Source organism: Micromonospora sp. KC213 (genome assembly GCF_004348325.1).
Taxonomy (GTDB): Bacteria; Actinomycetota; Actinomycetes; order Mycobacteriales; family Micromonosporaceae; genus Micromonospora.
Genome location: NZ_SMKF01000058.1, coordinates 1 through 23,133 on the forward strand (window position 1 = coordinate 1; position 23,133 = coordinate 23,133).

General features: G+C 70.4%; 20 protein-coding genes, 1 other RNA gene and 1 pseudogene. 18 read left to right on the forward strand and 4 right to left on the reverse strand.

What is annotated here, in order from left to right:
* The coding region (locus E1166_RS14280; RefSeq protein ID WP_132339179.1) for a DEAD/DEAH box helicase at nucleotides 1-2,473 on the forward strand (2,473 nt) is incomplete at its 5' end.
* On the forward strand, nucleotides 2,470-3,498 hold the full coding sequence (locus E1166_RS14285; protein WP_132339181.1) for an SWIM zinc finger family protein: 1,029 nt from the start codon (nucleotides 2,470-2,472) through the stop codon (nucleotides 3,496-3,498). The genes E1166_RS14280 and E1166_RS14285, both read left to right, overlap by 4 nt.
* Before the next feature lie 78 nt (nucleotides 3,499-3,576).
* Here E1166_RS14285 and E1166_RS14290 read toward each other — a convergent pair whose 3' ends face one another.
* Together E1166_RS14290 and E1166_RS14295 are read right to left on the reverse strand one after the other, a co-directional pair.
* Complete coding sequence (locus tag E1166_RS14290; protein WP_132339183.1) at nucleotides 3,577-3,834, reverse strand: DUF3040 domain-containing protein; 258 nt, start codon at nucleotides 3,832-3,834, stop codon at nucleotides 3,577-3,579.
* A 218-nt stretch (nucleotides 3,835-4,052) separates the two neighbouring features.
* Nucleotides 4,053-4,724 carry a bifunctional DNA primase/polymerase gene (locus tag E1166_RS14295; RefSeq protein ID WP_132339185.1) on the reverse strand — a complete coding sequence of 224 codons (672 nt, stop codon included), beginning with the start codon at nucleotides 4,722-4,724 and terminating at the stop codon, nucleotides 4,053-4,055.
* Nucleotides 4,725-4,972: 248 nt separating this feature from the next.
* On the opposite strand from E1166_RS14295, the gene E1166_RS14300 reads away from it, so the two are divergent.
* The 7 genes from E1166_RS14300 (at nucleotide 4,973) to E1166_RS14330 (ending at nucleotide 11,880) form a co-directional block, all read left to right on the forward strand.
* Nucleotides 4,973-6,199 (forward strand): helix-turn-helix domain-containing protein, encoded by a 1,227-nt coding sequence (locus E1166_RS14300; RefSeq protein ID WP_132339187.1) that lies wholly within the window; start codon nucleotides 4,973-4,975, stop codon nucleotides 6,197-6,199.
* 16 nt (nucleotides 6,200-6,215) lie between these two features.
* A complete protein-coding gene (locus E1166_RS14305; protein WP_132339189.1) occupies nucleotides 6,216-6,791 on the forward strand; it encodes a flavoprotein in 576 nt (191 codons plus the stop codon).
* Between the two features lie 78 nt (nucleotides 6,792-6,869).
* Nucleotides 6,870-7,742: a Nif3-like dinuclear metal center hexameric protein gene (locus E1166_RS14310; RefSeq protein ID WP_132339191.1), complete on the forward strand. Its 873-nt coding sequence runs from the start codon at nucleotides 6,870-6,872 to the stop codon at nucleotides 7,740-7,742.
* Nucleotides 7,732-8,469 (forward strand): C4-type zinc ribbon domain-containing protein, encoded by a 738-nt coding sequence (locus E1166_RS14315; RefSeq protein WP_132339193.1) that lies wholly within the window; start codon nucleotides 7,732-7,734, stop codon nucleotides 8,467-8,469. The genes E1166_RS14310 and E1166_RS14315 overlap by 11 nt, the downstream gene beginning before the upstream one ends.
* A 3-nt stretch (nucleotides 8,470-8,472) precedes the next feature.
* Nucleotides 8,473-9,642, forward strand: coding sequence for a bifunctional RNase H/acid phosphatase (locus tag E1166_RS14320; RefSeq protein ID WP_132339195.1), 1,170 nt, complete (start codon nucleotides 8,473-8,475; stop codon nucleotides 9,640-9,642).
* A gap of 195 nt (nucleotides 9,643-9,837) precedes the next feature.
* A complete protein-coding gene (locus tag E1166_RS14325; protein WP_132339197.1) occupies nucleotides 9,838-10,107 on the forward strand; it encodes a DUF3311 domain-containing protein in 270 nt (89 codons plus the stop codon).
* Between the two features lie 117 nt (nucleotides 10,108-10,224).
* Complete coding sequence (locus E1166_RS14330) at nucleotides 10,225-11,880, forward strand: sodium:solute symporter (protein ID WP_132339199.1); 1,656 nt, start codon at nucleotides 10,225-10,227, stop codon at nucleotides 11,878-11,880.
* A 98-nt stretch (nucleotides 11,881-11,978) separates the two neighbouring features.
* Here the strand turns inward: E1166_RS14330 and E1166_RS14335 are convergent, their stop codons facing one another.
* Entirely contained in the window at nucleotides 11,979-12,740 is a 762-nt protein-coding gene (locus E1166_RS14335) for a sulfite exporter TauE/SafE family protein (protein WP_132264945.1), read from the reverse strand.
* A 120-nt stretch (nucleotides 12,741-12,860) separates the two neighbouring features.
* On the opposite strand from E1166_RS14335, the gene rnpB reads away from it, so the two are divergent.
* From rnpB to E1166_RS32520, 7 genes are all read left to right on the forward strand, one after another.
* An RNA gene (rnpB, locus tag E1166_RS14340) (RNase P RNA component class A) lies at nucleotides 12,861-13,279 on the forward strand.
* Nucleotides 13,280-13,620: 341 nt separating this feature from the next.
* Nucleotides 13,621-14,016 (forward strand): GntR family transcriptional regulator, encoded by a 396-nt coding sequence (locus tag E1166_RS14345; RefSeq protein ID WP_132339201.1) that lies wholly within the window; start codon nucleotides 13,621-13,623, stop codon nucleotides 14,014-14,016.
* A complete protein-coding gene (locus tag E1166_RS14350; RefSeq protein WP_132339203.1) occupies nucleotides 14,013-14,921 on the forward strand; it encodes an ABC transporter ATP-binding protein in 909 nt (302 codons plus the stop codon). Before E1166_RS14345 ends, E1166_RS14350 begins: the two co-directional genes overlap by 4 nt.
* On the forward strand, nucleotides 14,918-15,901 hold the full coding sequence (locus E1166_RS14355; RefSeq protein WP_132339205.1) for an ABC transporter permease subunit: 984 nt from the start codon (nucleotides 14,918-14,920) through the stop codon (nucleotides 15,899-15,901). The genes E1166_RS14350 and E1166_RS14355 overlap by 4 nt, the downstream gene beginning before the upstream one ends.
* 382 nt (nucleotides 15,902-16,283) lie before the next feature.
* Entirely contained in the window at nucleotides 16,284-16,487 is a 204-nt protein-coding gene (locus E1166_RS14360; RefSeq protein WP_243710344.1) for a hypothetical protein, read from the forward strand.
* A 160-nt stretch (nucleotides 16,488-16,647) separates the two neighbouring features.
* Nucleotides 16,648-16,944, forward strand: a complete 297-nt coding sequence (locus E1166_RS14365) for a hypothetical protein (protein WP_243710345.1) — start codon at nucleotides 16,648-16,650, stop codon at nucleotides 16,942-16,944.
* A gap of 455 nt (nucleotides 16,945-17,399) precedes the next feature.
* Nucleotides 17,400-17,525 (forward strand): hypothetical protein, encoded by a 126-nt coding sequence (locus tag E1166_RS32520; RefSeq protein WP_279433221.1) that lies wholly within the window; start codon nucleotides 17,400-17,402, stop codon nucleotides 17,523-17,525.
* 11 nt (nucleotides 17,526-17,536) lie between these two features.
* On the opposite strand, the pseudogene E1166_RS14370 reads toward E1166_RS32520, so the two are convergent.
* Nucleotides 17,537-18,351 (reverse strand): annotated as a pseudogene (locus E1166_RS14370) (transposase family protein).
* A 471-nt stretch (nucleotides 18,352-18,822) separates the two neighbouring features.
* On the opposite strand from E1166_RS14370, the gene E1166_RS14375 reads away from it, so the two are divergent.
* Together E1166_RS14375 and E1166_RS14380 are read left to right on the forward strand one after the other, a co-directional pair.
* A complete protein-coding gene (locus tag E1166_RS14375; protein ID WP_132339209.1) occupies nucleotides 18,823-21,507 on the forward strand; it encodes a tetratricopeptide repeat protein in 2,685 nt (894 codons plus the stop codon).
* 433 nt (nucleotides 21,508-21,940) lie between these two features.
* Nucleotides 21,941-23,131 carry a hypothetical protein gene (locus tag E1166_RS14380; RefSeq protein WP_132339211.1) on the forward strand — a complete coding sequence of 397 codons (1,191 nt, stop codon included), beginning with the start codon at nucleotides 21,941-21,943 and terminating at the stop codon, nucleotides 23,129-23,131.
* The last annotated feature ends 2 nt before the right edge of the window (nucleotides 23,132-23,133 follow it).

Below are 23,133 nucleotides of genomic sequence, written 5' to 3' on the forward strand. Positions count from 1 at the left end.
GGTCGCCGACGCGCTGGACGCCCTGACCGACGCCGCCGCCCGGGCCGCCCTCGCCGACGTCGACCTGGCCCGGGGTGGGCGGCGGGACACCGTGGTCGGCTGCTGGCTGACCGCGCTGACCGGCCCGGCCCGGGAGTTCACCGCCGCCCCGGACGCGCTGCGCGCCCTCCGCGCCGAGCTGGAAGCCTGGCAGCGGGACGCCGTGGGAGGGGCGGTACGGGCCAGCTTCCGCCTAATCGAACCGGAACCTGAGGAGATCACCGACCCGCTCGTGGTGGTGCCGGCGGACCCGGCCACGGTGGTCGTCGCCGACGGCCCGTGGCGGATCGAGTTCGGCCTGCAGTCCGCCGACGAGCCTGGCCTGCACGTCGACGCCGGGCAGGTGTGGCGGGCCCCGGAGACCGTACCCGCGCTGGCCGGGCCGCTGGACAGCCCGCAGGAGACCCTGCTGGCCGAGCTGGGCCGGGCCGGCCGGCTCTGGCCCGAACTGGACGCCGCACTGCGCACCGCCACACCCGAAGGGCTGGAACTGGACGCCGAGGGCGCGCACCGGTTCCTGCGCGACGGCGCCCCGGTGCTGCACGCCGCCAGTTTCGGGGTGCTGCTGCCGTCCTGGTGGCGACGCCCGTCGGCGCGGCTCGGCGCCCGGCTGCGGGCCCGCGGCAGGACCGCGCCGGGAACGGTCGCCGCCACCTCCGGCAGCGTCGGTCTGGACGCGCTGGTCGACTACCGGTGGGAGGTGGCGCTCGGCGACGAAACCCTCGACGTCGACGAACTGGCCGCGCTCGCCGCGCTGAAGACACCGCTGGTGCGGCTGCGCGGACGCTGGGTGGAGCTGGACCCGAAACGACTCGCCGCCGGGCTGCGGTTGCTGCGCTCCGCCGGCGAGCTGACCGTCGCCGACCTGGTCCGGCTCGGCCTCGCCGAGGGCGACCGGCCGGACGCGCTACCGGTGCTGGAGGTCACCGCCGACGGGCCGCTGGGTGACCTGCTCGCCGGGGAGGTCGAGCGGCGGTTGACCCCGCTCGACCCGCCGCCCACCTTCAAGGGGACGCTGCGGCCGTACCAGCGGCGCGGGCTGGCCTGGATGGCCTTCCTCCAGTCCCTCGGCCTGGGCGGGATCCTCGCCGACGACATGGGTCTGGGCAAGACGGTGCAGCTGCTCGCCCTGTTCGCCGCAGACCCGGCGGACGCCGGACCGACGCTGCTGGTCTGCCCGATGTCGCTGGTCGGCAACTGGCAGCGGGAAGCCGCCCGGTTCACCCCGGGGCTGCGGGTACACGTGCACCACGGCGCCGACCGGGCCCGGGGCGCGCGGTTCGAGGACGCGGTGCACGCCGCCGACCTGGTCCTCACCACGTACTCGGTGGCCGCCCGGGACGCGGTCGCGCTCGCCTCGGTCGCCTGGCACCGGGTGGTGCTCGACGAGGCACAGGCGATCAAGAACGCCTCGACGCGGCAGGCCGAGGCGGTCCGGTCGCTGCCCGCACGGCATCGGATCGCCGTCACCGGCACGCCGGTGGAGAACCGGCTTGCCGACCTCTGGTCGATCATGCAGTTCGCCAACCCCGGGCTGCTGGGCCCGGCGTCCAGCTTCAAACAGTCGTACGCGGTGCCCATCGAGCGGCACGGCGACGCCCCGACCGCCGCCCGGCTGCGCCGGATGACCGGCCCGTTCGTGCTGCGTCGGCTCAAGACCGACTCCTCGATCATCTCCGACCTGCCCGAGAAGCTGGAGATGGAGGTGCTCTGCAACCTCACCGCCGAACAGGCCGCGCTGTACCGGGCGATCGTCGACGACATGCTGGCGCGGATCGAGTCCAGCGACGGCATGGAGCGACGTGGCCTGGTGCTGGCCACCATGACCCGGCTCAAGCAGGTCTGCAACCACCCCGCCCAGTTGTTGCGCGACGGGTCGGCCCTGCCGGGCCGCTCCGGCAAACTGGACCGGCTGGAGGAGATCCTCGACGAGGTGCTGGCCGCGGGGGAGAAGGCGCTGCTGTTCACCCAGTACGCCGAGTTCGGCGGGATGCTGCGCGGTCACCTCTCCGCCCGGTTCGGCCGGGAGGTGCTCTTCCTGCACGGCGGAGTCGGCAAGGCCGACCGGGACACCATGGTCACCCGGTTCCAGTCCCCGGACGGGCCGGCGGTCTTCGTGCTGTCGCTGAAGGCCGGCGGCACCGGACTCACCCTCACCGCCGCCAACCACGTGGTGCACGTGGACCGTTGGTGGAACCCGGCGGTGGAGGACCAGGCCACCGACCGGGCGTTCCGCATCGGCCAACGCCGCCGGGTGCAGGTCCGTAAGTTCGTCAGCGCCGGCACGGTGGAGGAGAAGGTGGCCCAGATAATCGCCGACAAGCGTCACCTGGCCGCATCGGTGGTGGGCGGCGGCGAGCAGTGGATCACCGAGCTCTCCACCGCCCAGCTGCGCGAGCTGTTCACCCTGGAGGCCGGGGCGGTGGCCGAGTGACCGGCCCGTCGGATACGCCCCGCCGGTCCGAAGTCCCGGGCCGGGCCGACCGGTTCGCCGACTTCAGGCCGCCCCGGCGGGTCGACGGTGGACTGAAGGCCCGCAGCACCCGGGGCGCGATCGGAGTCTCCTGGTGGTCCCGGCGTTTCCTGGAGGTGCTGGAGTCGTTCGCGCTCGGCACCCGGCTCACCCGGGGACGGGCGTACGCGCGTCGCGGGCAGGTGCTCCGGCTCGATGTGACACCCGGCCGGGTCGAGGCGACCGTGCAGGGCTCCCGGCCCGCGCCGTACCGGGCCGCCATCGACCTGCCGGTCTTTTCGGCAGCGCTCTGGGAACGGGTCGAGCGGGAACTGGCCGCGCAGGCGTTCTTCAGCGCCCGGCTGCTCGCCGGCGACCTTCCGGCCGAGTTGGAGCAGGTCTTCGCCGACGCCGGGGCCCCGCTCTTTCCGAGCGGGGTGGGGGAGCTGACCCAACGGTGTAGCTGCCCCGACGCCGCCGTGCCGTGCAAGCACCTAGCGGCGACCTTCTACCTGCTCGCGGAGGCGTTCGACGCCGACCCGTTCGCGCTGCTGCACTGGCGGGGCCGTAGCCGCGCGGCCCTGCTCGATCGGCTGCGTACGCTGCGCGCCGCGGTCACCGTAGCGTCGGGTCTGGACGGTCCGGGCGCTGCCACGACAGCGCCGCGACCGGACGGCGCGGGTGTCGCGCCGGTACCGTCCGGGTCGACACCGCAGGCGTCTCCGGAGATGACCGGTGCGGGGCGAGCCACCACGGCGCGGGCTCCGGCCGGGTACGACGCGGCGGCCGGCGCCCACCGGGCGCTGGCCGGCCTGCCCGCGGCCCCGTTGGCCGAGGCCGTGGACCGGTTCTGGCTGCCACCGGTACCGTTGCCGGAGCGTCCGCCCACCCTGGCCACCGGCCCGGAACTGCTGCTGCGGCAGCTCGGCGCACCCGCCCCGGCGATCGGCGGCCCGGGTCTGCTGGAGCGACTGCGCCGGGCGTACCGCGCCTTCGGCGGCGGCTGACCATTGGCGGGCGACGGATCGAGGGCACGCACCCGGCGGCGTGGCCGCCACGTGTCCAGGACCTCGGGGCAGCCCCGGTCACAGCCAGCGGCGGCGGAACCGCCACATCAGCACGACATTGCCGACCAGCACCACGGCGCAGATCGCGCCGGCCAGCCGCCCGGCCAGCACCGTCATGGCCGGCAGCGACGCCCAGAGCACGATCGTCAACAGCATCAGCCAGCGCCCGCGCCGGGTCCGGGCCCGCTGGTCGAGTCTCGCGAAGAACTTCGGGTCGCTCTCCCGGAGCTGCCGGGTGATCTGTTCGAATCTGCGCTGATCCTCTTTGCTGAGCATGGCGATGCCTTCCCCTCACGGCTTCAGCGGTTCGGCGGCTTACCCGCTGGCGCGGCGGCTCACGCCCTCCTGCCGCTGCTACTTTGCCGCCCGGGTCAGGAAGCGCGTCGCTCGCAATACTGCGCAAACCGTGGTGTCCAGGTCCCCTGATGCCGCAACATGCCGCAACTGGGGCGCCTCTGACCTGAAAGCGCGGTTGCCCGGCGGCTCGGGGCGGGTCAGTGGCCCCGGCGGGGGAGCGGGAGTTGGCCGGGGAGTAGTTCGGGGGTGAGTGTCACCCCGGTGGCCCGCAACGCCCCGATCAGGGCGTTCTGCACCAGGTACGAGTCGGGCAGCCGCCACTGGGCCTGTTCCGGAGCGACCACCCAACGCACCGGCCCTTCGGGCAGCCGGGTCGGCGGTGCGGCGATCCACGAGCCGGGCCCGTGCCGGACCACCTGGAAGCAGTGGTCGAGTTCGGGACGAAGCGGGTCACCGGGGCGGACCAGGAACATCCATCGTCCGGTCGGGGTGACCAGCACCGGGCCGCGGACGGCGGCGCCGGCCGGGTGCCAGGGGATCTCGTCGAGGACGTGTCGGCCGAGATGGGCGGCCACCTCCAACACGTCGAAGGCCCGCCCGGTGGGCAGCAGTACGCCGTGCGGCCGGCTGCGCCACCAGTTGGCCACCCGGGCGGGGTCGGCGCTGGCGGCGTGCTCCCAGTCCTCCAGTGCCGGATGGCAACCGACGGTCGGGCAGCCGGCCCGGCCACAGACGAAGCGGCTCCGGGCCAGACAGGCGCCGGGGGTGACCGGCCAGCCGTGGATGGCGTACCGCACGGCGATCCGGCGCAGCCGGACCCGCTCGATCGACGGCAGTTGAGCGACCCGTGGTCCGACGTTCCTCCACATTCTCCGTGATCTCCCCTCGCCCCGACCGGACGTCCCACCAGGCGACATGTCGAGCACCGTCACTGCCATGACCCGCGATCGTTGAGCTGTCGAACGGCTCGTGCAACTTGCACGAAAAGTACGAGAACTGGCCGTACGGCCGACGTACAACCTGTGCGACCAGCGAAAACCTGAGACGGACGGATCGCCGCCCCGACAGCGGAACCGTCCCGGGTCCACCGGACGGGCAAGGGGGAGGAAAGCAGGGGATGGACGAGCTACCCATAGGACGGCGGGTCGCCTACTGGCGTAGTCGGCGCAAGATGTCCCAACAGGTCTTCGCCGACCGGCTGGGCAAATCCAAGAGCTGGGTCGACAAGGTCGAACGTGGCGTACGCCGGCTCGACAAGTTCTCCGTCCTCTACGAGATCGCCGACATCCTCCAGGTCGACGTGCAACTGCTGCTCGGCAAGGATCCGGAGCGACGCACCGACGCGCTCAACTGCATCGACCAGATCGAGGTGCAGGAGATTCGGGCCGCCCTGGAGCGGTACGACTCGATGAGCGCCTACTTCGACGCCGCGCCGTACCCGCCGCCCCTGGACGACATGCGCAAGGCCGTCAACCACGCCTGGCTCACCTATCAGTACGGCCGCTACGGCATGCTCACCCGGGCCCTGCCCAAGCTGCTGCGCGACGCCCAGTCGGCCGATGCCGGCTACGGCGGCGACCAGGAGCGGGAGGCCGCCCACCTGCTCGGGCAGGTCTACCAGATCGCCTCGTCGGTGCTGCGCAAGCTGGGCGAGTGCGAGCTGGCCTGGTTGGCCGCCGACCGGTCGATGGCGGTCGCCCAGCGTGCCGACGACCAACTGCTGGCCGGGGTCGCCACCACCCGGGTCTGCAACGCCCTGGTGGCGATGGGCCGGGCCCGCCCCGCCCTGGAGCTGAATGTCACCATCGCCAACCGGCTGGCCCCCGGTGGCCTGCACGACGCCGACCCGGAGCGTCTCTCCGTGTACGGGATGCTGCTGCTCCAGGGCGCGATGGCGGCGGCTCGCATCGGCGACTCGTCCACGGTGGAGGACCTGTTCACCGGCGCAGGCGAGGCGGCCACGCTGCTCGGCAGCGACCAGAACCACTACTGGACGTCGTTCGGCCCGACCAACCTGCAACTGCACCGCGCCGCCGCGGCGGTCGAACTGGGCGACGGCGGCCGGGCGGTGGAGATCCACCAACACATTCCGGAGCCGGCCTTCAACGCGCTGCTGCCGGAGCGGCGGGCGCACCACCTGCTCGACATCGCCCGCGGGTACGCCCAGATCGGCGACGTGGCCAACGCCGGCGAGATGCTGCTGCGCGGCGACCGGCTGGCCCCCTCCGAGATCCGGTGCCGGCCGATCGCCCACGAGGTGATGTCGGACGTCCTGCGTCGCACACGTGGTGCGCCGCCGCCGCCGATCGCCGAGTTGGCTGAGCACATGGGAGTTGGAGTATGAGCGCGGTGCCGGCCGGATGACCGGTCCGCACCCCCGCCACGAGCACCGACCGGTGCTCTACGTCATCGCCTGCGGTTCGCCGCTGGCCCGGCACGTCGGCCGCCTGGTGGAGCTGGCCCAGCAGGTCGGCTGGGAGGTCTGCCTGGTGACCACGCCCGACGGCGCGAAGTTCGTCGACCGGGCCGCGCTGGCCCGGCTGACCGGCCACCCGGTACGCACCCACTACAAGAACGCCGGCGACCCCGACCTGCTGCCCCCGGCCGACGCGATGATCGTCTGCCCGGCGACGGTCAACACGGTCAACAAGTGGGCGGCCGGGATCACCGACACCCTGGCTCTGGGCCTGCTGGTCGAGGGGCAGGGCAAAGGGCTGCCCGTGGTGGTCGTCCCGTTCACCAACTCCGCGATGGCCGCCCATCCGGCATTCCAGGCCGGGCTGTCCCGGCTGCGGGAGTGGGGCACGACGGTGCTCTTCGGCGACCACGTCTTCCCGCTGCATCCGCCCGGCGCGGCCGAACGGCACCTGCACGCCTTCCCGTGGGAGGCGGCGGTGGCCGCGCTGCCCGACCAGTGCGACAGCGCGGCGGCCTGACCGGCCTCCGCCGAGCCGGGGGACACGGACGGTGGGCGTGGCGGTACACGTCCACCGCCGCCGGTAAGCTGACCGGCCGTGAGCACAAGCACCGCACCGCCGACCGTCGCCGACGTGGTGGCGGCGCTGGAGCGCCGGTACCCGCCGGCCTGGGCCGAGCAGTGGGACCGCGTCGGCCTGGTGCTCGGCGAACCCACCGCCGTCGTACGCCGGGTGGCGTGCGTGGTGGACGTGGTCGCCGAGACGGTGACCGAGGCGCTCACCGCCGAGGCGGACCTGATCGTGGCGCATCACCCGCTGTTGCTGCGCGGCGTCTCCTCGGTCGCCCCGACCACGTACAAGGGGCGGATCGTGCACGACCTCATCCGCGCAGACGTGGCCCTGTACGTTGCGCACACCAACGCCGACGTCGCCGACCCGGGTGTCTCCGACGCCCTCGCCGCCCGGTTCGGGCTGACCGGGCTGCGTCCGCTGCACCGGCCGGCGCCGGGCTCCCCGGCCGAGGGGGAGGGCCGAGGCATCGGCCGGATCGGTGAACTGCCCACCCCGATGAACCTGGCGGAGCTGACCCGGCACGCCGCCGCCGTGCTGCCCGCCACCGCCTGGGGCGTCCGTGCCGCCGGCGACCCGCGACGGCTGGTGCGTACGCTGGCGGTCAGCGGCGGCTCCGGCGACTCGTTCCTGGCCGAGGCGACCGCTGCCGGGGTGGACGCCTATCTCACCGCTGACCTGCGACACCATCCGGCCGGCGAACACCTCGCCGCCGGCGGGCCGGCCCTGCTGGACGCCGCGCACTGGGCGACCGAACGACCATGGCTGGACGACCTGGCCGCCCACCTGCGGGCCGAGTTCGGCGTCGAGACCTTGGTGTCCGACCTGGACACCGACCCCTGGACCCTGCACGCCGCCGCGCCCGCACTGGACGACAAGGAGCTCCACCGTGAAGGCTGAACCCGAGGTCCAGCGCCGCCTGCTCGACCTGCAGGCGATCGACACCGCCCTCGCCCAGCTCGCCCACCGCCGCCGGACGCTGCCCGAGCGGGCCGAACTGGACGCCCTCGCGCGGGAGCTGTCCGCGCTGGAGGACGAGCGGGTCCGCGCCCAGGTCGCCGTCGACGACCTGGACCGGGACATCGCCCGGCTGGAGAAGGACATCGACCAGGTCCGGGCCCGCAAGACCAAGGACGAGGACCGGCTCGCCGCCGGCACCGGCCCGGCCCGGGAACTGGAGGCGCTCCAGCACGAACTGGTCTCGCTCAACCGCCGGCAGGGTGACCTGGAGGACGCCGAACTGGAGCTGATGGAGCAGCGGGAGACCGCGCAGGGCGTACTCGACGGCATCGAGGCCAAGCTGGCCGACGCGCGTGAGCGGCGCGCGGCGGCCGAGCAGCGCCGGGACGACAGCCTGGCCGAGATCGCCAAGGAGGAGGAGTTCAAGAAGTCCGCTCGCCGGCCGCTGGTCGCCGACCTCCCCGCCGATTTGGTCACCCTCTACGACCGGATCCGCGAGGACAGCGGTCTCGGTGCCGCGCTGCTCACCGCCGGGCGGTGCGGCGGGTGCCGGCTGGACATCTCCGGCGCGGATCTCGCCCGAATCCGCAAGGCGGACCCGAACGAGGTGGTCCGCTGCGAGGAGTGCCGCCGAATCATGGTCCGCACCAAGGAATCGGGGCTGTAGCCGGTGGCGGTGCGCGCGGTCGTCGTCGAGGCCGACGGCGGATCCCGGGGCAACCCGGGGCCGGCCGGCTACGGCGCGGTGGTCCGGGACCGGGACTCCGGCGAGGTGCTGGCGGAACGGTCCGAGGCGATCGGGACGACCACCAACAACGTCGCCGAGTACCGGGGGCTGATCGCCGGGCTGGAGGCCGCCGCCGAACTGGGCGCGGCCGAGGTCGAGGCCCGGCTGGACTCCAAACTGGTGGTCGAGCAGATGTGCGGCCGCTGGCAGATCAAGCACCCCGGGCTGCGCCCGCTGGCGGCGCAGGCCGCCGCGCTGGTCGACCGGTTCGAGCGGGTCCGGTTCAGCTGGATCCCCCGGGAGCGCAACAAGCACGCCGACGCGCTGGCCAACGCGGCGATGGACGCGGCCGCCACCGGCACCACGGTGCCGGACACGGCCGCCGGTGCCGGCACGGCGACCGAACCGGCCGCCGGCCCGGGAATTGCCGCGACCACCGGGACCGACCCGGCGACCGCCAAGCCGTCCTGGGAGCCGCGGCCCAGCTTCACCGCCACCCGGCTGATCCTGGTCCGGCACGGCGAGACCGAGTGGACCGTCCAGCAGCGCTACGCCGGCCGCGCCGACGTCCCGCTCTCCGACACCGGTCGGGCGCAGGCGCGGGCCACGGCGGCCCGGGTGGCCCAGCTCGCCCCGTCCGTCGCGGCCGTGCTCAGCTCGCCGCTGTCCCGGTGTACGGCCACCGCCGAGGCGATCGCCGTGGCCCTCGGCGACCTTCCGGTACGCCGGCAGGACGACTGGATCGAGTGCGATTTCGGTGACTGGGACGGCCGGACCTTCGCCGAGGTACGCGAGGGCTGGCCGGGCGAGCTGGACGCCTGGCTCGCCTCCACCCGGATCGCCCCACCGGGCGGCGAGTCGTTCGTCACGGTGGGCGCGCGGGTCGCGAAGGCCGTGGCGGAGCTGGGTCGCGCGTACCCGGGGGAGACCGTGGTGGTCGTCTCGCACGTGTCACCGATCAAGCTGGCACTGCGCGACGCCCTCGCCGCCAACGACGCCTTCCTGCACCGGCTCTACCTGGACGCGGCCGGCATTTCCGTCTTCGACATGTGGCCCGACGGTGGCGTCGCGGTCCGTTCCGTCAACGACACCGCGCACCTCGCCGCACTCTGACGGCTACGCCGCCCGGCCGTCCCCGTAGCCCCTGGACGGTCGGGCGGATGCTGCGCGGCCTGCCGCCCGGTACGTCATTCGGCGCAACGGAATCGCCATTCGGCGCACCCGCCATCGGCCGACCCGGCTACTCGGGTGACCGTACGGCTACTCTCCGCCCGATCGCAGCAGACCGCGACCCTTCGGGGAGGGCAGATGAGTGATTCCGTGACGCCGCCGCCTAGGCCAAGGCCCGACGCCACGACGACGGACCCGGCGGCCTCCAGGGCCAAGGACCACAGTTTCTGGAACTGGTTGCTCTTCGTCCCGATCGTGGTGCCGCTGATTCCGGCCCTGTTCAACGCGGACTCGCCCCGGTTCCTCGGCTTCCCGCGTTTCTACTGGCTGCAACTCGCCTACATCCTGCTCGGGGTGGCCACGACCACGCTGGTCTACCAGATGACCAAGAAGCGGGGTGGCCGGTGAGCGCGAGGAGTGAGCCGGGCCTGCGAGCCCCGCAGTCGCGAACGGAGGAGGTTCGGTGAGCGCGAGGAGTGAGCCGGGCCTGCGAGCCCCGCAGTCGCGAACGAAGGGGGTCCGCTGATGTGGCGCGACCACCTGACCGAGATCATCATCTTCACGGGGTTGTTCCTGCTGGTCAGCGCGATGGGCTTCGTCGCGGCCCGGTGGCGTGCGCCACGGGACATGGCGCACCTCGACGAGTGGGGACTGGGTGGGCGCAACTTCGGCGGCTGGATCACGTGGTTCCTGGTCGGCGGTGACCTCTACACCGCGTACACGTTCGTGGCGGTCCCGGCGCTGATGTTCGGCGCCGGCGCGGCCGGTTTCTTCGCGGTGCCGTACACGATCGTCATCTACCCGCTGGTGTTCCTGGTGCTCTGCCGGCTCTGGTCGGTCTCGCACCGGCACGGCTTCGTCACCCCGGCCGACTTCGTCCGCCGCCGGTTCGACTCGCCGGCGCTGGCCCTGCTGGTGGCGATCACCGGCATCGTCGCCACCATGCCGTACATCGCGTTGCAGTTGGTCGGCATCGAGGCGGTGCTGAAGACGATGGGGGTGACCGGGGACACCGCTCTCGCCCGGCACCTGCCGATCATCATCGCCTTCGCGATCCTGGCCGCCTACACGTACCAGTCGGGGCTGCGGGCGCCGGCGCTGATCGCGTTCGTGAAGGACACCCTGATCTACGTGGTGATCCTGGCGGCGGTGCTCTGGCTGCCGCAGCGGTTGGGCGGCTGGGGAGCGATCTTCGACGCCGCCGACGCTAAGTTCGCCGCCTCGCCGAACCCGAACGACGGGGTGCTGCTCAGCGCCGACAACCAACTCCAGTACGTGACCCTGGCGTTCGGTTCGGCGCTGGCGCTGTTCCTCTACCCGCACAGCATCACCGGCGTGCTGGCCAGCCGGAACCGCGACGTGATCAAGCGGAACATGTCGGCGTTGCCGGCGTACAGCCTGCTGCTCGGCCTGATCGCGCTGCTCGGGTTCATGGCCATCGCGGCGGGGGTGAAGCCGCTGCCCGGGGCGCGGGAGGGCACGGTGGACAGCAACACGGTGGTGCCGGTCCTGTTCGACCAGCAGTTCCCCGACTGGTTCGCCGGAATCGCGTACGCCGCCATCGGCATCGGCGCGCTGGTGCCGGCGGCGATCATGTCGATCGCGGCGGCGAACCTGTTCACCCGCAACATCTACAAGGAGTACCTGAAGCCGGACGCCACCCCGGCGCAGGAGGCCAACGTATCGAAGATCACCTCGCTGGTGGTGAAGGTCGGCGCGGTCGCCTGCATCGTCTTCCTCGACCCGCAGTTCTCCATCGACCTCCAGCTCATCGGCGGCGTGGTCATCCTGCAAACCCTGCCGGCGGTGGCGCTGGGCCTGTACACCCGCTGGTTGCACCGGGGCGGGCTGGTCGCCGGTTGGGCGGCCGGCATGGGGCTGGGCCTGTGGATGCTCTACCAGATCCCGAACGCGGCGACCGGCCGGAAACACTTCGGCGGATCGGCGTTCCCGCTGGCCGACTTCGGGTTCGACACGAAGAAGACCATCTACGTGGGGATCGTGGCCGTACTGGTGAACCTGGCGGTGGCGGCGCTGGTGACGCTGGCGCTGCGGGCGGCGACGGTCGCCGACGGAACCGACGGCACCGAGCCGGACGACTACTTCGCCGACGAGGGCGACCCCCGGGTCACCCCCGGTGGCGCACCCGGCGCCGACGCGGCCCGCGAACCGGTCGGCTGACCGGTACCCGCCGCCCACCCGGAACGGGCGTTCGCGGCCGGCCCCGACGCCGGCCGCGTCGCCCGCCGAGGGCGTTGGCTTCGCGCCAGGGCGTCATTTCAGCGCAGCGCGCGCCAGAGCAGGTACAGGCCGACGACCGTGCCGAAGACGACGATCAGCGTCCTGAGCACCAGCGGCGGTAGGCGGCGGACCAGCCGTGCGCCCACGTACCCGCCCAGCAGCGTCGCCGGGGCCACCACGGCGACTGCCGCCCAGTTCACCGGGCCGAAGAGCGCGAAGACCACCACCGTGGTCAACCCGACCACGGCCGAGAGCAGGTTCTTCACCGCCACCACCCGGGCCAGCGTCGCGTCCAGCACCAGAGCCAGGCTGGCCACCAGCATCACCCCGAGCGCCGCCCCGAAATAGCCGCCGTACGCGGTGCCGACCGCGACCATGGCGTGCACGCTGACGGTACGGCGGCGCGGGGCGAGGTCCGCGGGGTGCCCGACCAGGCGACGCAGCGGACCCTGGAAGGCGAGCATGGCCGTGGCGGCGAGCACCAGGAACGGCACCACCAGCTCGAACGCCCGGGCCGGGGTGGCCAGCAGCAGCAGGCAGCCGGCGACCGAACCCAGCACAGCGGTGGGCAGCAGCGGCCACAGCGACCGGCGGGGCGGCAGGTCGGTCCGGCTGCCCGCCACACTGGCGAGGTACCCGGGGAAGACCGCCACCGAGTTGCTGACGTTCGCCGCCACCGGCGGCAGCCCGATCGCGATCAGCGCCGGGAAGGTGATCAGGGAGCCGCCGCCGGCCACCGCGTTCACCGTGCCGGCGGCGAAACCGGCGGCGAGTACGAAAGCGGCATCGAGAGGATCCATGATGCCCCGAGGCTAGTTACCCGCCCGGCCGGCCGCACCGCCACCCCTTGTGCTCCGCTTCCCTGGCCCGGGGTGGAATCCGGGGCGCCCGCGCCGTCGTTAGGATGAGGATGCGACGGACGAGTCGACCGGGCGGTCGCGTCGGCGGGCCACGGCCCGCCGCCGAGGAACGTCCGGACTCCACAGGGCAGGGTGGTTGCTAACGGCAACCCGGGGTGACCCGCGGGACAGTGCCACAGAAAACAGACCGCCGGCCCGTAACGGGACGGTAAGGGTGAAACGGTGGGGTAAGAGCCCACCAGCACCCCGGGTGACCGGGGTGGCTCGGTAAACCCCACCCGGAGCAAGGCCAAGCAAGGGCCGGTCATCGCAGGATGACGGCCCGGCGCAGACGCTTGAGGGCGGCCCGCCCGATGTCTGCGGGTAGGCCGCACGAGCCTGTCGGCGACGGCAGGCCGAGATGGATGACCGCCGCCGGCGCGGGCCCCGCGAGGGGTACGCGCCGGGCACAGAATCCGGCGTACAGGTCGACTCGTCCGTCGCCCACCAGCTCAGAGCCGCGATAAAGGCTCTGAGCTGGTTCTATGTTCGGGCGTCGATGGCCATCCTTGGTCATGATCGGCCGGCGCTTGGCGACCTGCCGACGGCTTAGGGCCTGCGGCGCGGGTGGAGAGCCTGCCGGCGTTCGGCGCGCAGGAGCGGCGTGCACGTCATCGCCGCGGACGACGCCGGGACGTGGTCCTGGTGGTCGCCGACTGATCCACTGATGTCGATGCCCGGCCCGGGGCTTGGGTTACGGATCGCGCTCATCGCGCCCGGCGTGTCGACACACGGCCTTTACTGCTTTACTATGTCCATAGTAAAGCAGTAGGAGGGGCTGATGTTCGTCTTCCGGCTCGACAGTCATTCGGGTGTGCCGCCCTACCTGCAGCTCGTCCAGCAGGTGCGCCAAGCCGTGCTGCTGGGCTTCCTGCGCCCCGGCGACCGGTTGCCGTTGATCCGCGAGGCAGTGGAGACCCTGGCGATCAACCCGAACACGGTCGCCAAGGCGTACCGGCAGTTGGAACAGGAGGGTCTGGTCAACGGCCGTCCCGGGCAGGGCACCTTCGTCAACGAGACACCTGCGGCCGCGATGTCCTCGGCGACGTACACCTCGTTGCGGCGCGGTCTGGAGACATGGTTGCGCCGCGCCTACGCCGCCGGACTGGACGAGCAGGCGGTCAACGCGCTTTTTACTGCCGTCGCCCACCAAACGAAAGATGAGAACGTCGCATGACAGCAAGTGACTGTGTGCTTCGCACCGATGGTCTGGGCAAACGCTACCGCCGGACATGGGCGCTTCGCGACTGCACGCTGGCGCTGCCGACCGGCCGGGTGATCGCGCTGGTGGGTCCCAACGGCGCGGGTAAGAGCACCCTGCTGCGCCTGACCGTGGGGCTGCTCGCACCGACCACCGGTACGGTGGAGGTCCTCGGGGAGTCTCCCACCACCAACACGCCGCAGGTGCTGTCCCGGGTGGGGTTCCTCGCCCAGGACCACCCGCTCTACCGACACTTCACCGTCGCGGACCTGCTCCGCTTCGGCCGCTCCTGCAACCTTCGATTTGACCAGGGCCTCGCCGAGCGTCGGCTGTCGCAACTGGGCATCCCGCTGGACCGTAAGGCCGGCGCACTTTCGGGCGGCCAACAATCTCAGGTCGCCCTGGCGCTGGCCCTGGCCAAGCGACCCGACCTGCTCGTTCTGGACGAGCCGATGGCCAGCCTCGATCCCGTGGCCCGACTCGAATTCCTCCAGGTCCTCATGGGCGCGGTCGCCGCCGACGGCATCACCGTGCTGTTCTCCTCCCACGTCGTGCCCGAACTCGAACGGGTCTGCGACCACCTGGTCTTGCTCAACCACAGCCGGGTCACGCTCGCCGGAGACATCGAGACGCTGTTGACCGAGCACCGGCTGCTCGTCGGTCCACGCACCACGACCGACCTCGACCGGGCCGGCACCGTCGTCGAGGCCACTCACAGCGACCGGCAAACCACACTGTTGGTACGCGACGGTGGCGCCCCGACCGCGCCCCACTGGCAGGCACATCCGATCGGGCTTGAAGACCTGGTGCTGGCATACCTGCGTCGCCCCGCCCCGCACGGTGCGGCGCTGCCGGTCGACGTTGCGGAGGTGCCGGCATGATGTGGCTGACCTGGCGCCAACATCGCGCCGAAGCGATCATTCTGGGGGTGCTGGTCGCAGCCACCGGCGTCACCCTGCTCGCGCTCGGGCTGCCGATGCACTCCCTGTTTCCAGAGGGTGCCGCTCGCTGCGCGGGGCTACAACCCGGCGTTGCCGATGCGTGCTCAACCGCCGTCAGCCGGTTGTGGGAGGAGCACGGCTACGCCTCCAAGATGCTGTCTCTGTTCAACCTGCTGCCGTTTGTCATCGGCGCGTTCCTCGGCGCACCACTGCTCGCCCGCGAACTGGAGAGCGGTACCTGGCAGCTTGCCTGGACCCAGGCGGTGCCCCGGATGCGCTGGCTGGCTGTCAAGGTAGCCGTGCTGGCTGCGCTGACCGGGGCGCTCGCCGTCGTCCTGACAACATTCATCACCTGGTACCGCCAGCCACTGGACGCCCTCGACGGCCGATTCGCCGCCGACGCGTTCGACCTGGAAGGGCTCGCTCCAGCGGCGTACGCCCTGTTCGCTTTCGCGGCCGCCACCTGTGCGGGCACCCTGCTACGGCGTAGCCTGCCCGCGCTCGCGACCGCGCTCGCCGCGTACATCGCCGTTCGCTTCGTCGTGGCGGGCTGGTTGCGCCCCCACTACCAAACACCTCGAATCCTCACCGAAGGCGTCGCTGCCGGCGATCCCACAATCGACGTGGCAGGCCGGATGCAGACCGGCGATCATCTCGACTGGATTCTCGCAACGGGCTACGCGGACTCCGCAGAGCGTCACCTCACCCTTCCCGAGGTCTACGAGATGGACGTCGCCGCCCGACGCGATGGAGTGGATCTCAGTGCGTACATGCACGATCAGGGCGTCCAGCAATGGGTCGAATACCACCCCGCCGACCGCTTCTGGACGTTCCAGATCATCGAGGCAGCCATCTTCGTCACGCTCGCCGCTGCCCTGCTGATACTCGTCGCGTTGCGAATCAAACGCCGCACTTTCTGAGCCCGCGGCACCGCCCACGCGCGCCCATCACAGGCACGAAGCGCTGGTCACCGGGTCCGCCGGAACAGGTTCCACCACGGCGGTCCCACGCCGCTCGCAAACGACCATGTTGCGCTGGCTAACGGGCAAGGCGCGGACCGTACGGTGAAGCCGGTCCGCGCCTTCCAGCCATCGAATAAGGAATGCGACCCGCTGACGCTCGCCCTGCCGTGGGAGAACCCGGCCAGCGACGAGCGGGTTACGGTCCCGCTGCTGTTCACCACCACCCGGCGAGGTGCGATCAACCGGCGCACCTTCGACAACAAGAGCTGGCGGCCGGCCATCCTGGCGCCCGGCATCACGCTGACAGGGCCACCGGGAACACGCGGGGCACGCCGACATCTTGCGCGATGCACGCGCTTCGCCGCTTCTACGCCTCGGCGCTGCTCGACGCGGGGGGAGCATCAAGGCGCTCGCGTCGTACCTTGGCCACGCCGACCCCGGCTTCACGCTCCGGGTCTACACGCACCTGATGCCGGCCAGCGAGGACCGCACCCGCAACGCGATTGACGATCTGTTCGGCAGCGTCGTGAAGCCCGGAAGCTGAAGGCGCTTGCAGACTTGTTGCGGGGTTGAGAGCGTGAGGCACCTGAACCTGCGCAAGGTCAATCCGAGGTGCTTCGACGGGCGGGAGTTCCGAACAGATGGACCGACTCGCAATTCGACCTGGTGACCGTGTCGAGCTTGCCTGCGAGGCGGTTGACTGGGTGGACCGCGATGTCATCCCGGCCGTGGTCCGGGTCGTGTTTACCGATGGGCAGGGCCGCGCGTGGTCGCTCGTCGACAAGGCTCCCATCTTCGGTACCGACCTGGATTCGACGTCGGCGTTGCCGAGGCCGGCCGCAGTGCGGTGCGTTGTCGAGGCGTTTCCCGACGGGTTCGTTGCCTCGTCGACGCCGTTGGTCCTGGTCTCGACAGAGCCTGACCACGTAACGGCAGAGGACGGAACCAACCTCTTCCTTGTCTCATTGGATCTTTTGCGTCCATCGGAGGCCGGGTCGTAGCGGTGCCAGCCGTCGCGTCTGTCCGAGTGACCCGAGGCAACGTGATCTTGTCGGACGTCCTGGCGACGCCCTGAGCGGGTGTTGGGCGAACGAAGTGCCTGCTCAGGGCGTGTCGTGTTCATGATCCGGCGTACAGGTCGTCGACTCGTCCGTCGCCCAGCACGCCAGCCGCCACCGAACGGCGCTGGCGTGCTTCTTCGGATACCGCTGGAACGCTACTGGTGCGGACGGCGAAAACAGACGCGGCTGCCATGCCTGGATCTGATGGCGCCGGTTGATCAATTAACTCACAGAGATCGAGATAAGAGATTTAACCCACTCGGTTCCAGAACGGGCGAGTGTACTGCAGAATCTGGAGGCATGCGCCCACCGCCAGCAGCAGGCTGACGGTTACTGCAAGGTCTGTCTCGGCGGCATTGTAGATCATGTTGTACCGCCACGGCACAATTCCGGGCGTGCTGAAGGCGGCCACCACGGCCAAGGCGCACATCGACGCGGTCATGCTGGAATATCGCACTGACGACGAGTACGACCGAGAGCAGAAGGAACCACGCCGAGAAGTACGAGTTCCGGTCGATTGATTGAGCCGTTTTCATCCTGCGTAGCGGTTGGCTTGGATGTGGTGCAGAACGAGGATGGCCTGCACGATCAGGGTCGCTCGTCGTGGGCAGCAGCGCAGCTTGGTCAGGATCTTCCAGGTCTTGAGGGTGGCGATCGCGCGTTCGCCGCGGGCGCGGATTTCGCGTGGGTGCGGTTCACGGCCTTCTGCCGGCGTGACAGCTTCGGCCGGAAGCGGTGCCGCTTGAATGGCGTGCGCACGCTGCCGTGGGCTCCTTGGTAGCCCTTATCGGCGAAGGTCATCACGTCTGCCCTGGTCAACGCCTCGATGATGCCGTGGATGCGGGCTGCGGTCAGGTCATGGACCGAGCCGGGCAGCGCCGGTGAAGCCCAGACGACGCGGCCAGCGGCATCGGCGATGACCTGCACGTTCACACCGTGCCGCTTATGTTTCCCGGAGTAGTACGGCCTCTGGTCAGCGACCCGGTCGGTCGGAATCAGGGTCGGCGTCGCGAAGATCTTCACCCCGGGGGCGAGGCCGTCCAGGATCGCGTACGCCAGCCGGCGGATCCGGCCCATAGCGGTGGCCAGGTCATCGGCGGTCGCCGCGAGCAGGGCTATCGCTTCCTGCACGTACCGCCAGGCGGTGGCGACACCGATCTGAAAGCCGGTCGCGAGTCGGGTGTAGGTGTCGCCGTTGCGCAGATGGGCCAGAGCCAGCAGCGCCTGCCGTCCGGGAGCGAGACGCCGCCACCGGGATCGGCGCTGCTTGCGGTGGGAGCGGATGCGTTCGGCGAGGTGGTTCAGGGTGCGGCTGGACAACGTAATCGTAGCGGGGTAGGACAGCATGGCGAGGCTCCCGGTCGGGGCTTCGAGTCTTGGTCGACAGCTGTCCTACCTGGAGCCTCGCACCCCATCGATCACCGATCCCGCCGCACCCACCCTGAGCTGCAAGATCAGCTTGGAAAAGGCTCAGTGATGGGTGCATCCGGAGGCGCCGATTGGGAATGTCCTTGATCTGCCACTGCCAGGCGAACCTTTTGCAGGAGCGCGGAGGCGCCCTCCACCGGTGCCCCAAATTTCTGGTAGCAGGCGCCGGCCGTGATGCGGGCACGGAGTCGTTCGGCGCAGCGCGCCCGCGCCAGGGATTCGCCGAGCTTCGTGGGCACCAGGATGGCCATCGAAGACCCACGGTGGTCCCATTCGGCTGCCGGCCTGCCGGCCTGCCGGCCTGCCGGGCTCTGCCTGCTTGACCAGTGTGACCATGATGGCCAGAAGAAGGTGGCAGGTGCCGTCGGCTGACCATGGAGGGGAGCGGGTGTGCTGCGCCGTCGATGGATGCGCGGGTGGACGGTGCCGCTGGTCGGGGGTGGCGCGGCGATCGTCATGGTGGGGGTGTCGGTCTTCAGCAATCAGGTGTACAGCGCGGGCCGACTCCAGTGGTGGTGGCTGGCCGGCGCTCTGGTGACGGCTGCGGCCAGCGTCTGGATCACCATTGCTCAGCAACGGGTCCCGCCCCGCGCGGTGCTGTCCGTGGTCGATGCCCGGGGTCGACCCCGCCTGCTGTCCGAGGTGAGCCTCGGCGACCTGGGCGTGCACCCGAACCGTTTCGCCACCGGCGACGAGCCCGCCCCGTACCTACCCCGCGACATCGACGCGGACCTCGTGGCGGCGTTGCGATCACCGGTTCCAGTCGTCATCGTGCACGGGAGTAGGCTGGCCGGGGCCAGTCGGAGTCTGGCCCACCACGCTCGCCGACTGCTTCCCGATCATCGGGTGCTGGTCTACTCTCCCGACCCGGACGTCACCGTTACCCAGCTGATGACCCACGCCGCCGGACAGCTCGCCGGGGCTGCAGGGGCCGTGCTGTGGCTCGATTCGCTGGGGCCCACGCAGCTCGCGCAGATGGATGCCGCCGTGCTGGATGAACTGCCCCGCGGGCTGCGGATCTGCGCCACGACCGAGAGCGTCGTGGTGACCGGCGTGCAGGTTCCCCCCCGGGTCGGGGAGGCATTGGGCCGTCACGCCCGGCTGATTCGCCTGGCACCGATGTCAGAGCCCGAACGGGACGCCCTGCGCGGCCTCCCCGTCTACCAGCCAATCGTCCCGGTCCTCGACGAACCCGAGCCGCCCCTGCTCGGTCGCCTCCTGGTGGCGCTCGACACGATCAGCGAGGCGCTCCAGATCGACTCCGACGACAGCACGTATCGCCAGGCGCTAATTCGAGTGGTCACCGACTGGCAGCGCGTCGGCGTGCCCGGACGCCTCGACGAGCAACTGCTCTTCGAGCTCTACAGCCGCTGTTGGCAGCGGCTGACTGCCGCCCGCCCCACCGTCCCGGTCTCCCGGGACCGATTCCGCGCGGCGCGCCGCTGGGCCAGCCAGCCCACCGGTACCCGTCCCTGGCTCGTCGACGCCGTCGCTGGCGGGCATATTCGACCGCATCCCCTGCTCGGTGTGCTGGCCGAGGACCCGCAGCGGGGCTGGACTACCACCGATGCTGTCTGGAACCACGCCGCGAGAGCCCTCACCGGCACCGAGTTGATCCGGGTCGCGTTGGGGGCCTACGACCGCGGCGACCACCGTCATGCCCGGCAGCTGCTGGCGACCGTCGACCCCGCCACCCTTTCCCCGGGCCACCGGGCCACCCTGGCCGCCGTCTTCGTCAGCCTCGCCGACGACCAGCGCAGCGCCGGGAACACCGCCGCCGCCCGCCGCTGGTACATCCGCGCCGTCGACACCGGCGACCCGGGCGAGGCGCCCCCCGCCATGGTCAGTCTCGGCGACCTGGAAAGCGCGGCAGGCAACCGGGCCGGGGCGCTGCGCTGGTACCTTCGGGCCGTCGACACCGGCCACCCCGACGCGGCGCCCTTCGCAATGGTCAACTCTGCGATTGAGGAGCGGGAGCGGGGCGACGTGGCGAGGGCTCGCCACTGGTACACCCGCGCCATCGACACCGGCCACGTCAGGGCGGCACCTACCGCCATGATCAACCTGGGAATGCTGGAGAACGAGGACGGTAGCCCGGCCGCAGCCCGGCACTGGTGGAGCGAGACCGTCAACACCGGACCACCGGACCTCGCGTGCAAGGGCCTCTCCAACCTGGGCTTCCTGGCACACGAACAGGGCGACCCGGACCAGGCCCGGCAGTGGTGGGACCGCGCCGTCGATACCGGCGACCCCGAAGCGCTCACGGCCATGATCAACCTCGCCCTCCTGGAACGCCAGCAGGACAACCTGGACCACGCCCGGCACTGGTACAAACGGATCGCTGAGACAGGCCATCCCGAACTCGCGCCCGAGGCCATGCAGAGCCTGGCAATCCTGGAGGCCGGGCAGGGCAACCTGGATCAGGCCCGCCACTGGTACCTCAAGACCGTGGCGACCGGTCATCCCGACCGGGCCCCCAAGGCGATGGTGAACCTCGGCGTGCTGACGCAGAGGCAGCACGACCCGGGTCAGGCCCGCGGCTGGTATATCCGGGCCCTGCGCACCGGTCACCCCGACGCGGCACCTTCGGCCACCTTCAACCTCGGCGTATTGGAAGAAGCGGTGGGCAACCTGACTCAGGCCCGGCAGCGGTACACCCGCGCCATCGCCACCGACCACCCGGACGCGGCACCCAGGGCAATGTTCAATCTCGCCGTCATCGACTACGCGCAGGGCTTCCCGGACCAGGCCCGGCACTGGTACACCCGGGCCGTCCACACCGAGCACCCCGAGGTGGCCCCCAAGGCCATGGAGGCTCTGGGCCGCCTCGAACGCGACCACGGCGACAGCTCGGCCGCCCGACGCTGGCTGGCGGCAGCGGCCACCCAGCCGCACGAACCGCTTCTCGCCGCTCGCGCCGCCGTCGCCCTCGGCCACCTCGAGGACGACCACGGCCGGGTCGAGGACGCCCGCCGATGGTACGAGCAGGCAGCCGCATCGGACAGCCACGGCATCGCCCAGGAAGCCACCGAGGCCCTGCAACGCCTCCACCATCGGCAGACCGACCGAGACTGAACCCTTTTCATCGTGGCCTGGTGCGCGGATGGCCTGATGAAGGGCGGCGTGTCGGTGCTCCAGATAGGACGAGGCTCCCGGTAGGACAACAGTCGACCAAGAACGACAGCCATGTCCGGGAGCCTCGTTGCTTACGAAGCAAGGTCTTCCCCGGCGACCTCGCGGGGTGACTGGCCAGCGCCCTGCCGAATGCCGAAGCCCTGCGCTTCGACAATAGCGGACACGCGCCGTTCGCCGAGGAGCCGGACCGATTCAACACGGTCCTGGCCGAATTCCTCAAGAAGTAGCGGACATTTGTGCGGTTCATGTCGCACATCATGATCTTGAACGCCGCACCCCGCGCTGTCCGAAGCGCGACTGGAGGTATTTCCGCACACCTTGTGGCCCTCATGCTGGGTGGGCCTGTCGGACTGCGCGAGAAAGTGGGCAACCCATGCACCCATTCGATCCTTCCGCCTTCGGATTCGAGCAAAAGTTGGACAAGCCGGGCAGCCCGGTCGAGGTGGTGCACAAAGGGCTCGACCTCCTGGCGACCGATCTCATGGAACTGAAGGAAAAGCTGCGCTCCAACGACCCGGAGATCGACAAGTATCTCGCAAAGACGAAGAGGGCCCTGCTTGACGTCGTCGATTTTCCGCAGCTCGCCGCCGCCCAACTGATCCCACCGGTACTGACCCTTGTCAAAACCGTCGCCGACGCAGCGCCGGCCAAACACCAGGCACAGATGATGGCGATGGCGCGCATCGCCGACGACGCCGTAATGTGCTACGCCAAGATAGCGGCCCTTCCCGAGCCTGTGCGGGCACACGCGGCGGGATGGTTCGACACCCATCTACCCGGCACCACCGAGCTCGAATGGATCATGTTGATCAAAGCGTTCGGTGACCAGCTCGCAACGACCATCGAACGCTACGCGAAACGGGCAACAGAGGGCGTCCCGACGGGTGCCCCTGACGCCATCCTGACGAAGGCGATCACCGCTATCGGCACGACACCGCTACACAAGCCGCGGTTCACGAAGGAGGGCATCGCCAAGGTCCTGCATGACCGGCTCAGCGTCCTCAACGAGCGCGACTTCAACCGGCGATACATCGCCTACATTCTCCGGATCACCCGCGCGAACCGCGGTGAAAGTAAGGAAAATCTGAACGATCTGGCCTACTGTATTGCTGCCGATGTCGACACCAAACTGGGCTTTTGCGACGGCGAGCGCATGTATCTCCGCGATCGCAACACCGACGTATCGTCCTGCATCCACGAGGCGATGCACATGCTGTCGTCACCGGCGTGGAAGCAGGCACTGGGAGACTGCCTCAACGAAGGCGCCACCGAGCATTTCAGTCGGGTCGTGTGCAAGCAGCACAACATTAAGTACAACCAAAACATCTACATGTGGAACGTTGGGGTATTCACCACGATCATGGATGTCGCCAAACTCGATCAGAGCGCTTGGGAAGAGGCTTATTTCGCGGGCAACGTCGAGAAAGTCCGGAAGGCGATCGTAGACATATCGGGCGAGGAGGGCATGCAAATCCTTTTGGAGAAATATCAAACCGACGAGCAGACCGCCAGGAAGTGGCTCGAACACTGCGAAGAATACCAGCGCACGTGCGTCGTCCAGTGAAC